13 protein-coding genes are annotated in these 14,102 nt (G+C 38.2%); 12 read left to right on the top strand and 1 reads right to left on the bottom strand.

All coding sequences use genetic code 11. The features are described from left to right. The first annotated feature begins 9 nt into the window (after window positions 1-9). Window positions 10-2,256 carry a DNA translocase FtsK gene (locus OXT66_RS08715; protein WP_268596968.1) on the top strand — a complete coding sequence of 749 codons (2,247 nt, stop codon included), beginning with the start codon at window positions 10-12 and terminating at the stop codon, window positions 2,254-2,256. Window positions 2,257-2,295: 39 nt separating this feature from the next. On the opposite strand, the gene OXT66_RS08720 is transcribed toward OXT66_RS08715, so the two are convergent. Continuing rightward, the gene (locus OXT66_RS08720; RefSeq protein WP_082620566.1) at window positions 2,296-2,412 is read right to left on the bottom strand and encodes a DUF4044 domain-containing protein; all 117 of its coding nucleotides are present in this window, start codon (window positions 2,410-2,412) and stop codon (window positions 2,296-2,298) included. Window positions 2,413-2,503: 91 nt separating this feature from the next. On the opposite strand from OXT66_RS08720, the gene OXT66_RS08725 reads away from it, so the two are divergent. The 11 genes from OXT66_RS08725 (at window position 2,504) to ftsZ (ending at window position 14,076) form a co-directional block, all read left to right on the top strand. Next, entirely contained in the window at window positions 2,504-2,860 is a 357-nt protein-coding gene (locus tag OXT66_RS08725; protein WP_268596969.1) for a DUF3397 family protein, read from the top strand. Between the two features lie 183 nt (window positions 2,861-3,043). Beyond that, window positions 3,044-3,469, top strand: coding sequence for a division/cell wall cluster transcriptional repressor MraZ (gene mraZ / locus OXT66_RS08730; protein ID WP_268596970.1), 426 nt, complete (start codon window positions 3,044-3,046; stop codon window positions 3,467-3,469). 25 nt (window positions 3,470-3,494) lie between these two features. After that, a complete protein-coding gene (rsmH, locus tag OXT66_RS08735; RefSeq protein ID WP_268596971.1) occupies window positions 3,495-4,442 on the top strand; it encodes a 16S rRNA (cytosine(1402)-N(4))-methyltransferase RsmH in 948 nt (315 codons plus the stop codon). Between the two features lie 13 nt (window positions 4,443-4,455). Continuing rightward, entirely contained in the window at window positions 4,456-4,836 is a 381-nt protein-coding gene (ftsL, locus tag OXT66_RS08740) for a cell division protein FtsL (protein WP_268596972.1), read from the top strand. Then, complete coding sequence (locus OXT66_RS08745) at window positions 4,833-6,992, top strand: penicillin-binding transpeptidase domain-containing protein (protein WP_268596973.1); 2,160 nt, start codon at window positions 4,833-4,835, stop codon at window positions 6,990-6,992. Before ftsL ends, OXT66_RS08745 begins: the two co-directional genes overlap by 4 nt. 21 nt (window positions 6,993-7,013) lie before the next feature. Beyond that, a complete protein-coding gene (gene mraY, locus OXT66_RS08750) occupies window positions 7,014-7,976 on the top strand; it encodes a phospho-N-acetylmuramoyl-pentapeptide-transferase (RefSeq protein ID WP_268596974.1) in 963 nt (320 codons plus the stop codon). A 36-nt stretch (window positions 7,977-8,012) separates the two neighbouring features. After that, complete coding sequence (murD, locus tag OXT66_RS08755; protein ID WP_268596975.1) at window positions 8,013-9,389, top strand: UDP-N-acetylmuramoyl-L-alanine--D-glutamate ligase; 1,377 nt, start codon at window positions 8,013-8,015, stop codon at window positions 9,387-9,389. Between the two features lie 4 nt (window positions 9,390-9,393). Continuing rightward, a complete protein-coding gene (gene murG / locus OXT66_RS08760; RefSeq protein ID WP_268596976.1) occupies window positions 9,394-10,497 on the top strand; it encodes an undecaprenyldiphospho-muramoylpentapeptide beta-N-acetylglucosaminyltransferase in 1,104 nt (367 codons plus the stop codon). Between the two features lie 17 nt (window positions 10,498-10,514). Further along, window positions 10,515-11,393, top strand: a complete 879-nt coding sequence (locus tag OXT66_RS08765; RefSeq protein WP_268596977.1) for a cell division protein FtsQ/DivIB — start codon at window positions 10,515-10,517, stop codon at window positions 11,391-11,393. 80 nt (window positions 11,394-11,473) lie between these two features. After that, window positions 11,474-12,790 (top strand): cell division protein FtsA, encoded by a 1,317-nt coding sequence (ftsA, locus tag OXT66_RS08770; RefSeq protein WP_268596978.1) that lies wholly within the window; start codon window positions 11,474-11,476, stop codon window positions 12,788-12,790. A 26-nt stretch (window positions 12,791-12,816) separates the two neighbouring features. Continuing rightward, entirely contained in the window at window positions 12,817-14,076 is a 1,260-nt protein-coding gene (ftsZ, locus tag OXT66_RS08775; protein ID WP_268596979.1) for a cell division protein FtsZ, read from the top strand. Window positions 14,077-14,102 lie beyond the last annotated feature (26 nt).

Here is a 14,102-nt window from a genome sequence, read left to right on the forward strand (position 1 = left end):
GGATAGTCCATGGCCAAACGAACAACTAAGAGAAAAAAGAGTAAGAAAAAGACCAACCAGTACCAAAAAAACGTTGGTGGAGCTGTTCTCCTCTTAATTGCTATTTTGGGACTGGCTAAGGCGGGAATTGTTGGTCTTTTCATTGGTAATATCTGTCGCATCATTACCGGCAATGTGTATGCGGTAGCGTTACTGATTATTTTTGCGATTGGGAGCAGTTATTTAATATTAGGTCGCTTGGTTAAAGTAGCTACTCGCTGGTGGGGTGGTAGTTTATTAACTTTAAATGGGATTTTGCTTTATTTGAGCTTGCAACAAGCTAGAGAAGATCATTTGAGTGCTATTTTATCGGCGGTAACTTGGCAGAGAATTAGCGGTGACTTTACGTCTGGTAATTTAAATTCCAATGTTGGTGGCGGAATTATCAGTGCCTATGAATACCAACTAATTCATTTTTTAGTGGGAAATATCGGGGTTAGTTTGATTGCCATTGTTTGCGTTTTTAGTGGATTAGCCATTTTATTTGGCATTCAAACTAAGCAAGTTCAAGAGTGGTTTAATGTGGTCCGAACAGCGCTTGTTCGTTTGGGTGGTCAATTGGCTCAACGGCGGGCATTAAAACTAGAAGCAAAACAACAAGCAGCCAGTAATAAAAAAGTTGTTCCAGAACCAAAGGCCCCAGTCGTGGCAACACCAGAACCTGAACCAGAATCTAGCCAACCAGTTTCGGTTTCAGTAGGGATGGCCCCGGCTAAAGAAGCACCGGTAGCCAAAAACCATCCAGAAGAATCAACTGATTCTGAATCCCCAGAGCCAATGGCTTTTGATGCTCCGGCAGATGAAGATTATCGTTTACCTTCGGCTGAATTATTAACGGATATTCCTCAAAATGATCAGTCGGAAGAATTAAAGTCTATTGATAAAAATGCTAAGGTTCTGCAACAAACCCTAGATAGTTTTGGAGTCAAGGCAGAATTAAAACATGTTAGTTTAGGACCTTCGGTTACCAAATATGAATTACACCCAGCTATTGGAGTGAAGGTTAGTAAAATTGTTAGTTTAGCTGATGACATCGCTTTGGCATTGGCGGCTAAGGATATTCGAATTGAAGCCCCGATTCCTGGTAAATCGTTGATCGGAATCGAAGTGCCTAATAAAGAAATTGCTACGGTTTCGTTTCGAGACGTTGTTGAGTCTCAACCCGATAACAAAGGGCATTTACTACAAGTGCCTTTGGGAAAGGACGTTAATGGTAACGTGGTAACAGCAGACTTAGCAGACATGCCCCATCTTTTAATTGCCGGTTCTACGGGGAGTGGTAAGTCAGTTGCTATTAACGGTATTATTACCAGTTTACTGTTGAATGCTAAACCTAGTCAGGTGAAATTGATGCTAATTGATCCTAAACGAGTAGAACTAGGAGTTTATAACGGGATTCCACACTTATTAAGTCCAGTGGTCTCAGAACCTAAAAAAGCAGCCCGGGCTTTACAAAAAGTGGTTAGTGAAATGGAACGGCGTTATGAACTCTTTGCTCAATTTGGCCAAAGAAAAATTAGTACTTTTAATGACTTTGTGGCTAAAAATAATCAAGAAAACGAAGTTAAAATTCCGCCTTTACCTTATATCGTAGTAATCGTTGATGAATTAGCTGACTTGATGATGACGGTGTCTAACGATGTAGAAGCAGCCATTATTAGGCTGGCTCAAATGGGACGGGCAGCCGGAATTCATATGATTTTGGCTACTCAGCGCCCATCTGTTGACGTTATTACCGGGTTGATTAAGGCTAACGTGCCTTCTAGAATTGCATTTGCGGTGTCTAGTGGAATTGATTCTAGAACAATTATCGATACTAATGGTGCTGAAAAACTATTGGGGCGTGGTGATATGTTATTTTTACCAATTGATAAAAATACCCCCGTACGAGTACAAGGGGCCTTCATTCCGGATCAAGATGTAGCTCGAGTAGTTGACTTTATTACTAAACAGCAAACGGCGGAATACGATGAGTCAATGTTAGTGAGTGATGAAGAAATTAACACTGAAGAACAAGAAGAAGCAGAAGATGATCTGTTCAACGACGCTCTAGACTTCGTGGTGGAACAACAAAAGGCCAGCACCTCATTGTTACAACGTCACTTTAGAATTGGGTATAACCGAGCTGCTAGGCTAATTGATGAATTAGAACAACGAGGCTATATTGGCCCACAAGACGGTAGTCGACCACGACAGGTTTTTAAAAGTAAAGAATAAAAAAACCGTCAGCCAAAGCTAACGGTTAATAGTCTGTTTTTAGTTTTGTAGCAAAGTCACCACGGCGGATAAGACCAGGGAACTAACGGTTGCAATGATCATCAGCCACACAAAAACCATGGTGATCTTTTGAAACTTAGACTTCTTCTTCGCCATTTGTTGCACCACTTTCCAAGTTAAATTACCAAACTAGTGTAACGTTGATTTTAGTGCAATGCAAGCAACTTAACAAAAAACGGAGGGTTTGATGATGCAATTAATACTAATAATTATTGCTCAAACTATTTTAATGGTAGGGCTAGTTAGTGGTGTTCAGTTCATAAAAAAACGATTTGCTGATAAATGGTTTAAACAAATAAATGGATTGGATTTTTTACCAGTTTTAAGTTTAATTTACGTAATCATGCTCAGTTTATTTAGTGACAAATGGTTATTGTTGTTTGGTTACTTGCTAGTTTGGGCGGTAGTAGTTTTAATTGTGACGTTAGTAAAAATTTTTGGTAATCATCCGGTAACTAGAACCAAGTTACTTAAAGTTAATTGGCGTATTTCCGATTTACTAACACCAATTATGTGGATTGTAGTGGTGGGATTAACCATTTAAATGATATTATCCCCACTTAACCTCCACAACGAATAAATTCTAATAAATAGGGCTTTATCATCCTTTAATAAAGGTGATAAGGCCCTTTTTAATTACGAAAAACATAAATCCCAAAGTGATGTGGTTGATAGTGGTGGATTGTGGTAGAATGTGAATGTAATCTTTATTTAAGGGGTGATATCAGTGTTTATGGGCGAATTTCAACATTCGATCGACTCGAAAGGCCGAATTATTATTCCGGCCAAATTTCGATCGGAGTTAGGCCCTAAATTTGTTATCACCCGGGGGATGGATGGTTGCTTATTTGGTTATCCAATGGCTGAATGGGAGAACGTCCAAGAAAAAATAGATGAATTGCCGGTTAGCAAAAAAGATTCTCGGGCGTTTACCCGCTTTTTCTTTTCTGCAGCTGTAGAGTGTGAATTAGATAAACAGGGAAGAATTAACCTACCTAAGACATTAGTTCAATATGCCAAAATCGTAAAAAAATGTGTGGTAGTAGGAGTTTCTAATCGCTTTGAAATTTGGAGCGAGGAACTATGGCAAGAGTTTAGTACCGAAGCTGAAGAAAACTTTAACGAAATTGCTGAAAATATGATTGATTTTTAAATTAGAAGATTAAGGGCGGAAAGTAATGACTGATTTTCATCACGTAACTGTATTGCTAAATGAAGCAGTGGAAATGTTAAATATTGATCCCAATGGTATCTATGTAGATGCTACCCTTGGTGGGGGAGGGCATACTACCAAAATTGTAGAACAGCTAGATCAGGGGCAATTGTTTTCATTTGATCAAGATTTGACTGCAATTAAATACAATCAAGAACAGTTAAAGCAATACATAGATGAAAATAAGTTAGTACTGGTTCATGATAATTTTCGAAATCTAAAGACTAATTTAGTTAGTCGTGGGATCGATCATGTCGATGGAATTGTTTATGATTTAGGGGTTTCTTCACCGCAGTTTGATGATTCTAAGCGGGGCTTTAGTTACCGTTTTGACGCTCGCTTAGATATGCGAATGAATCAAGAACAAGAATTAGACGCTTGGAAAGTGGTTAACCACTGGCCTTACGAGCAATTAGTAAGAATCTTGTATCGTTACGGAGAAGAAAAATTCGCTAAGTCTATTGCTCGCCAAATTGAACAAAATCGGGCAGTGAAGCCTATCGATACTACGTTCGAATTGGTAGAGGTTATTAAAGCGGGGATTCCCGCTGCTGCTAGAAGACATGGCGGTCATCCGGCAAAAAAGACTTTTCAAGCAATTCGAATTGCAGTTAACGATGAATTAACTGTCTTAGAAGATTCACTAGAACAAGCTTTCGAGCTACTTAATTTAGATGGTCGAATTAGTGTAATCACCTTTCAATCGCTAGAAGACAGATTAGTTAAAACGATGTTTAAAGAACAAACTAGCTTGCCGGAACTACCACCTAACTTACCGGTAATTCCTAGTAACTTGAAACCTAAATTTAAGGCCGTTACCAGAAAACCAATTTTACCATCGGCTGATGAACTAGCAGAAAACAATCGTGCTCATAGCGCTAAGCTGCGGGTAATCGAACGAATTAATCAATAAAGGAGTGCAAAAAATGGCCCAAAACAATTTAGCAGAAAATTTAATTGATATTCCTAGTAAACGAAAAATTTCCGTTCCTAGTAAGCCGAAAACAGTTGCTGCTCCCATAGCTACTCCGCGACTAAAAGTAAATAACTTTGAAAAATTATTAATTGTTGCGTGCACTCTAGTGGTAGCATTATTGATGGTGCTCGTGGTTAATTCTAAAATTTCATTAACAAACTCAGAACATAAGTTACAACAGCTACAAACAACGAGCAGTAAGATTAGTACCGAAAACACTAATTTGGATCAACAGATTAGTGAATTACAAAGTAGTACTAGGTTAGAAGCGATTGCCCAAAAGGATGGTATGTCCCTCTCGAATTCACGTATAAGGAATGTTACAAAATGAAGACCTTTTTCGAAAAGCTACTAGGTGGTCAGTATGGGAAAGTAAATACCAAAACCTTCGGAAAATGGCTCTTTTTTTTGTGCATTATAGTTTTTGCTGGATTAGCAACTAGATTTACGGTAATTGCAGTTAGTAAAAACGTAAAGAACGTTAATTTAAATAAACGAGCCAAAGAGTTATATACCCAAACCCAAACTATCAAGGCTAAACGTGGGGGGATATACGATGCTAATGGTAATCCAATTGCGGAAGATACTAGCACTTACTCTATTTATGCCGTTTTAGATAAAAAGCAGGTAAGTACTAGCAAAAAACCAATGTATGTGGTTAATAAAACTAAAACCGCGAAGATCTTAGCTAAATATCTTCCAATTTCTCAAAAGAAAGCTAAGAAAATTTTATCACCTAAAAATAAGGATACTTTCCAAGTAGAGTTTGGTAGTGCTGGAAGTAATATTTCATTAATGACTAAAAAGGCAATTGCTGCTGAACATTTGCCAGGAATTAATTTTGTACAACAACAAGCACGGTTATACCCTAATGGTATCTTTGCTTCTAATATTATTGGGGTGGCGTTATCTCAAAATAACGAAAAAACAGGAACTACTAACTTGGTCGGACAAATGGGCTTAGAACAAGCTTTTAACAAACAATTAAAGGGCTCTGACGGTTATCAAGACAGTCAATACGATTTATACGGTTACCAGATTAACGGTAGCAAGAAAAAAGAAAAAAAGGTCAAAAATGGAGATAATATCTATACCACAATTGACACTCGACTACAAACACTGATGGAAAGTGCGATGAGTTCTGTTTATAAGCAGGCTAATCCAAGTTCTATGACGGCGGTATTGATGAACGCCAAGACTGGTTCCATTTTGGCAGCTACTCAACGACCAACGTTTAATGCTTCTACTTTAAGTGGGATTAAGAATTCATGGTCTGACAATTTGGTTCAGGATTCTTATGAACCAGGATCAACGATGAAAATTTTTACTATGGCAGCGGCCATTAATAGTGGTCACTATAACGGCAATGCTACTTATCAATCAGGTAAATACATTATTGATGGTAAGGTGGTTCCCGACTGGAATACCAATGGTTGGGGCTATATCACTTATGATAAAGGGTTTGCCTTATCCAGTAACGTTGCGATGGCTCACTTAGAGCAAAGTATGGGAGCTGAAACTTGGAAAGATTATATTAACAAGTTTCACTTACAGCAAAGTACTAATAGTGAATTACCTGGAGAAACTGACGGCCAAATTCAGTTTACTTACCCAATCGAACAAGCAGACACTTCATTTGGTCAAGGAATCGAAGTAACTGCTATGCAAATGATGCAGGGACTAACCGCTATTTCAAATAATGGAACAATGGTTAAACCACATATTCTTTCTAAAATTGTGGATCCAAATACCGGCAAAGTTGTGAAAAAATATGGTACCACTGAAGTGGGGAAGCCAATTTCTGCTTCAACTGCTAAAAAGGTACGTAAACATATGGAAGATGTAGTTTATAAAAGCTATGGAATTGGCCATGACTATAAGATTAATGGTTATAAAATTGCTGCCAAGACTGGTACTGCTCAGGTAAGTAATGGTAGTGGTGGGTATGCTTCTGGTGACGACAGTTATCTTTACTCAGTTGCCGGAATGGCCCCAGCCAAAGATCCTAAATACGTGTTATATATTACAATGAAGCAGCCTACTCTATCTGGAAGTAAGACTGCTACCCAATTACTGTCAGAGGTCTTTAAGCCAGTAATGGCTAGGGCATTACAAGACAGCAATACCTCTGCCGATAAGATTAAAGTTAAGGTTCCCAGTGTGATTTATAAAACTACTAGCGATGCGAAATCAGATTTGGCTGCTAAGGGAATTACTACTACGGTAGTTGGAACGGGTGACACAATTGTTAAACAATCAATCGCTGCAGATACTACCATTACCGGTAATCAGCGATTAATAATACTAGCTAATGGTAAGCAAACCATGCCAAGAATTTATGGGTGGAATAAGGCAGATATTAAGAAATTATGTAAACTGACTGGCTTAAAACTTAAAATTAGCGGTAGTGGTTATGCAGACTCCCAAAGTATCTCTACTGGAGCTGCTATTAGTAAGGGAGATACATTAACAGTACAATTGGAATAATTAATTAAGGATGGTTAATAGATGTTAAGTTGGATAGTACCCGCAGTAATTAGTTTCTTCATCACGTTGATATTTATGCCCAATTTGATTCAGTATTTCCGGGCTCGTAAAGAAGGACAAATGATTAGGGAAGAAGGCCCTAGTTGGCATGAAAAAAAATCAGGAACTCCCACGATGGGAGGCTTACTCTTTATTGTCGCAATTTTAATTGCTGACTTGTTAGGAGCGGTTATTTTTCATGCATTAACACCTTCACTACTTATTTCGTTATTTATTTTAGTTTTGTACGGCTTAGTTGGGATGTGGGATGACAGTATTAAGTTATTTCACCGGCAAAACGAAGGCTTAAAGGCCTGGCAAAAAATGACTGCTCAAATTATTGGTGCTTTAATTTTTGCGGTTGTATATGTTAACGAAGGCTTCCCATTAGCCATTAAATTGCCATTTGGTCCTGATTTATATTTAGGCTATGGCTACGTTTTATTTATTATTTTTTGGTTAGTTGGTTTTTCCAACGCGGTTAATTTAACCGATGGTTTAGATGGCTTAGTTTCCGGACTTTCCGTAATTGCCTTTTCAGCTTACGGAATTATTGCTTTAGCTCAGTCACAAACTAGTGTTGCAATGTTTTGTTTTTCCGTTGTTGGCGCATTATTAGCATTCTTTGTTTTCAACCACAAACCAGCTAAAATTTTCATGGGAGATATGGGTTCTTTAGCATTGGGTGGCGCTTTAGCTACTGTTTCTATCTTAGTTCACCATGAATTAGCATTGCTTTGGATTGGAATTATCTTTGTTTGCGAAACTGCTAGTGTTATTTTACAAGTTGCTTCATTTAAACTTACTGGTAAGAGAATCTTTAAAATGACACCAATTCACCACCATTTTGAAATGTTAGGTTGGAGTGAATGGAAAGTCGATACTGTTTTTTGGCTCATTGGGTTAGTAACTGCTATTACTGGAGTACTTTCAATAGTTCATTAATAATAGTAGTTCAGTAGAGTTCAGGAAGGAAAAAATATGAAAAAAATTTCAGATTATGAAGGCAAAAACATTTTAGTATTAGGGGCCGGTAAAAGTGGTACTAATGCTGCAAAAACATTATTAAAACTTGGGGCTACAGTTACTTTAAACGATGCTAAGCCAGAAAATGAATTAGCAGGCTTAGACGAATTAGAGTCATTGGGAATCACGGTGGTAGCTGGCGGTCATCCAGACACTATTTTGAATGCTCAGTTTGATTTATTAGTTAAAAATCCTGGAATTCCTTATGATAATCCGGTGGTGCAAAAGGCAGTAGCCAACCATACCAAAATCATTACGGAAGTAGAGTTGGCTTACCAAATTACGGATGCTGAAATTATTGCAGTTACGGGAAGTAATGGCAAAACTACCACTACCACCATGATTGCTAAAATTTTAAATGAAGAACGAGAAAAGGGAACTGCTTACGCTGCTGGTAATATCGGTATCCCTGCTACTCAAGTTGCTATGAATGCAACTAAGGATGATACCATTGTTATGGAACTTTCTAGTTTCATGTTACTGGGAATCGATCAACTTCATCCACACGTAGCGGTTTTAACTAATATTTTTGAAAACCATTTGGATTATCATAAAACTCGTGATAATTACGTAAACGCTAAAATGAGAATCACTATGAATCAAACAGCAGATGATTATTTTGTGGTGAACTTCAATAATGAAGAATGGCGGGAATTAAGTCAACGCAGTAAAGCTCAGGTAATTCCGTTTAGTCGGACTGCTGATCTAACCAAGGGTGCTTACGAAAATAACGGTAAACTTTATTACAATGATGAATTCATCATGAATGCGGATGACATTAAGGTTCCAGGTAAGCAAAACGTAGAAAATGCGTTAGCGGCTATTGCAGTGGCTAAGGTGATGGGCAAATCGAATTTAGCAATTACCAACGTATTAGAAACCTTTACCGGTGTTAAGCATCGTACTCAGTTTGTATTGGAAGCTGATGGTCGTCGTTATTATAATGACTCTAAGGCTACTGATATTGAAGCCACCCAAATGGCATTGGAAGGATTTGACAAACCTATTGTTCTCTTAGCTGGTGGCCTAGATCGAGGTTATACTTTTGAACGTTTAGTGCCTCAATTTAAAGCTCACGTTAAAGGAGCTGTGTTATTTGGAGAAACTGCCGATCTATTAGCAGATGCCTTACAACAAGCGGGAATTACTAATATTAAAAAGGTGGCAGATGTTAAGGCTGCTGTTCCTGTAGCCTATTCAATGAGCGATACTGGTGATATTATTTTACTAAGTCCAGCTAACGCCAGCTGGGATCAATATCCTAACTTTGAAGTTCGGGGTGATGAGTTTATCGACACAGTAGAACAATTTACCCAAACTAAGGGGGTTTAGTAGTATGCGCTTGATTATTTCTGGTGGTGGGACTGGTGGTCACATTTATCCGGCACTAGCAATTATTGAAGATCTAATGCAGCAAGAACCTAATTCAGAAGTTTTATACGTTGGTTCTAAGCGGGGATTAGAAGGAGATATTGTTCCTAAACAGCATATTCCGTTTATTTCGTTAGAAATTCAAGGCTTTCAACGGTCAATGTCATTTGCTGGCATTAAAAGCAACTTACAAACCGTACGCTTATTTTTAAAAAGCGTACGTGAAGCCAAAAGAATTATTAAAGATTTTAAGCCGGATTTAGTTATTGGAACTGGTGGTTATGTTTCCGGAGCAGTGGTTTACGCTGCAGCTAAGTTAAAAGTACCGTCTATGATCCATGAACAAAATAGTGTAGTGGGCTTAACTAACAAATTTTTGAGTCGCTATGTTGATAAAATTGCCATTGGTTTTCCAGAAGCCAAGGAACAATTTCCGGCAGCTAAAGTCAGTTTCACTGGAAATCCTAGGGCTCAACAAGTTGCTAATATTCACAGTGATTTTTCATGGACTGAATACGGCTTAGTGGATAATAAACCCACTGTTTTAATTTTTGGGGGCAGCCAGGGAGCTCCTAAAATCAATTCTGCAGTTGTTGAAGCAATGCCAGAATTTAATCAACGAGATTATCAGGTAGTATTTGTTACCGGTAAAAATCGGTATACTGATATTATGAAACGATTGGCAACGATTGATTTGAATGATAATATCGCTGTGTTACCATATATTAGTAATATGCCAGCAATTTTGTCGAAGGTAGATGTAATTGTTGGTCGTTCTGGGGCGACTAGTATTGCCGAAATTACGGCAATTGGAATTGCCGGAGTCTTCATTCCTAGTCCGTATGTTACTGCCGATCACCAAACTAAAAACACTATGAGTTTGGTTAATGCGGGAGCTGGAATTATGATTAAAGAAGATGATTTAAATGGGCAATCGTTATTAAAAGTAGTAGATGACTTAATGACCAACGAAGCTAAACGCCAGCAAATGGCTACCAATTCAAAAAAATTGGGTGTACCGGATGCAAGTGATCAAGTATTGGCATTAGGCCGATCGATTAAAAAGTAGTAAGAGGAGGGGAAAACTTGGCTAAAGATGATCAACAATTAACACCGTGGCAAGCAGCACATCAAGCTAGCCAAGAAACTTCTTCCAATGGGAAATGGCGAAGACGCAATTCACAATTTAAAAAGCAAAATCGTAAATCCCGTAAATCTACTAAAATACACTTTTTGTCAGCCATCCAACGCCAGAATCTAAAGGTTGGATGGCCCTTTGTGGTTTTTCTACTTTTACTAATTGGCGTCTTAACTTATTTAGTTTTACCGATTAGTAGTATTAACGATGTTATAGTCCACGGCAATCGTTATACCAGTAGTACTAATATTCGTAAAAAAAGTCAGGCTTTGGGGCAAAAATCATTGGTGGTATTTGGTCAAACTAAGCAGATAGCGACTAGAATTACTAAAAGTGATTCTAGAATTCAATCTGTAGTGGCCAAGGTCACCGGACCACAACAAGTTACGCTAACGGTTAAGGAATATCCGGTAATTGGTTATCTTTACGCTGATGGAGGATACCAACAAATTTTACAAAGTGGAACGATTTTGAATTCAAAGGTATTAAATCCTAAAGATGGTTATCCAGTATTAAAAAAGTTTAAAAAAGCTGATGTATTACGGCGAGTAATTAAACAATATCGTAAAATTGGACCAACCATTCGAGCTAACATTAATTCAATTAGTTCATCACCTACTACAACTAATCCAGATCGCATTTATATTCAAATGAGTGATGGAAATCAAGTTTATGCTACTATTGATACTTTTGGCACTAAGATGGCCTATTACCCAAGTATTACTTCTAAGTTAAAAAATAAGAGCGTTATTGATATGGAAGTGGGAGCATATTCGTATCCAATTTCACAAAAAGGGCGACAGAATAATGGCAAAGCATCGAAATAAGCTGTTTTGGCCTGATTGATTGTGTTAAACTTAAGCTATAAAAAAATCAAAAAAACAATTACGGAGGTTCCTTACATAATATGGATAATTCGGGTTTGTATGTCGGACTTGATATGGGAACTACCTCAATAAAAGTTATCGTTGCGGAAAAAGTAAAAGGGCAATTAAACGTTATTGGTGTGGGGAATGTACGGTCAAAAGGGCTCAGTCGCGGGATCATTGTGGATATTGATCAAGCAGCTGATGCAATTCGTAGTGCCGTTGATCAAGCTCAAGAAAAAGCAAGTATTGAAATTAAAGATGTAATTGTTGGCGTTCCTGCTAACATGTTAAAAATAGAACCATGCAATGGATTAATTACCATTGATGAATCCTCAAGAGAGATTACCGACCAAGACGTTTATGATGTATCGTCTTCTGCGTTAGTTACTAACCTACCGCAGGAACGAGAAATCATTGATATTCAACCAGAAGAATTTATCGTTGACGGGTTTGAAGGTATTAAGGATCCGCGGGGAATGGTTGGAGTTCGACTAGAAATGCGTGGTAAGGTCATTAGTGGTGCTAAGGGGATTATGCATAACATTGCTAAGGCAGTTTCTAAAGCTGGCTTAAACGTTATTTCTATGATTTTAACTCCACTGGCGGAAAGCCACGAAATTTTAAACGATGGTGAACAAGATTTTGGTACAATTTTGATTGACTTAGGTGGTGGGCAAACCACTGCTTCAGTCACTCACGATCATCAGTTGAAATATGTAACTACGGATGCTGAAGGTGGCGAGTTTATCACTAAAGATATTTCGATTGTGTTAAACACTTCCATGGAAAATTCGGAATCATTAAAACGTAATTATGGCTCTGCAGATTCATTGAAAGCTTCTGAAGATCGAGATGTACCGGTAGATGTTGTAGGTCAATCTGAACAAACTATTATTGACGAAAAATATCTAGCTGAAATTATTGAAGCTCGAATTGATCAAATTTTTGGTAGAATTAAAGGGCAACTCGATGCGATTGATGCCCTTAGTTTGCCAGGGGGAATTATCATTACCGGTGGTGTTGCAGCATTGCCTGGAATTGTTGACCTAGCTACTGAAAAATTTAATACTAATGTTCGGCTTTACGTTCCAGATCAAATGGGAATGCGGCATCCATCATTTTCTGCTGGATTGTCATTAGTTTCTTATTACGCTGATATGAGTGAGGTAGATATGTTGTCTCGCTCTGCAGTGGCCGGATCTATGACAGTAGTTCATAAGTCTACTCCTGATCAAACTGAAGCAAGTAATGACGTTAGTCACAACGATGCAAAACCTGATAAAAAACAACGCCAAACAGAAAAGAAAAAACGTGGAGAAGGTATTCGTAAATTCTTCAATGATTTCTTCGAATAACGATAGCAACGGAGGTAAGTAATATTATGCAATATTCATTAGATTCCGCCCAAAACAACGGAGCTAAGATCAAGGTCTTTGGTGTTGGTGGTGGTGGCAGTAATGCTGTTAACCAAATGATTAATGAAGATGTTCAAGGGGTTGAATTCATCGTTGCTAACACCGATGTTCAAGCACTTGAAACTTCTAAAGCTGAAACTAGAATTCAATTAGGACCTAAATTAACACGGGGTCTGGGTGCTGGTTCTAATCCTGACATTGGAGAAAAAGCCGCTGAAGAAAGTGAAGAAGCTATTGCCGATGCACTATCTGGTGCAGATATGGTTTTTGTCACTGCCGGAATGGGTGGTGGAACTGGTAACGGTGCTGCTCCCGTAGTTGCCAAAATTGCCAAGCAACAAGGGGCTTTAACTGTCGGAGTGGTTACTCGTCCATTTAGTTTTGAAGGTCCTAAGCGTTCCAAATTCGCTGACGAAGGGGTAGCTCAACTAAAAGAAAATGTTGATACTTTAATCGTCATTGCGAATAACCGTTTATTAGAAATGGTTGATAAAAAGACCCCAATGATGGATGCTTTTAAGGAAGCTGACAATGTGTTGCGGCAAGGGGTCCAAGGTATTTCTGATTTAATCACTAGTCCTGGTTATGTTAACTTAGATTTTGCTGATGTTAAAACTACGATGGAAAACCAAGGTTCTGCTTTGATGGGGGTTGGGACTGCTAATGGTGAAAACCGAACTGCAGATGCAACTAAGAAAGCTATTTCTTCTCCATTATTAGAAGTTTCTATTGATGGAGCTCAACAAGTCTTGTTAAATATTACTGGTGGTCCAGACCTTTCATTGTTTGAAGCTCAAGATGCTTCAGACATTGTTGCTCAAGCAGCAACTAGCGATGTTAACATTATCTTCGGGACTTCTATTGATGAATCTCTAGGAGATGAGGTTCGGGTTACAGTAATTGCTACTGGAATTGATCTTGATGATGGTAATAAACGAAGCAGTCGTATTTCTCGTCGAGCAGTTAACAATAATCCCTCACGAGTAACTAGAAGCAGCCAACCAGAACCAATGGAAATGCCAAGAAATAATTCTGATCAACAAATTGATGATTGGGATATTAGAGCTGACAGTGGTTCTCGTAACCCAATCAGTGAAGATGATCAATTTAATGACGTTGAAAAGAAGGATTTCGATCCGTTTCAAACTAAAGCTCCAGAAGCTCCAGAAGAAAATAATACTAATAAAGATGATGAACCACCTTTCTTTAGATTCCGTCGGCATTAGACTTAACTGAGTGGGAAAGAGGAAAC

Origin of the sequence: Lentilactobacillus senioris, from assembly GCF_026798195.1 — a bacterium.
Lineage (GTDB): Bacteria > Bacillota > Bacilli > Lactobacillales > Lactobacillaceae > Lentilactobacillus > Lentilactobacillus senioris_A.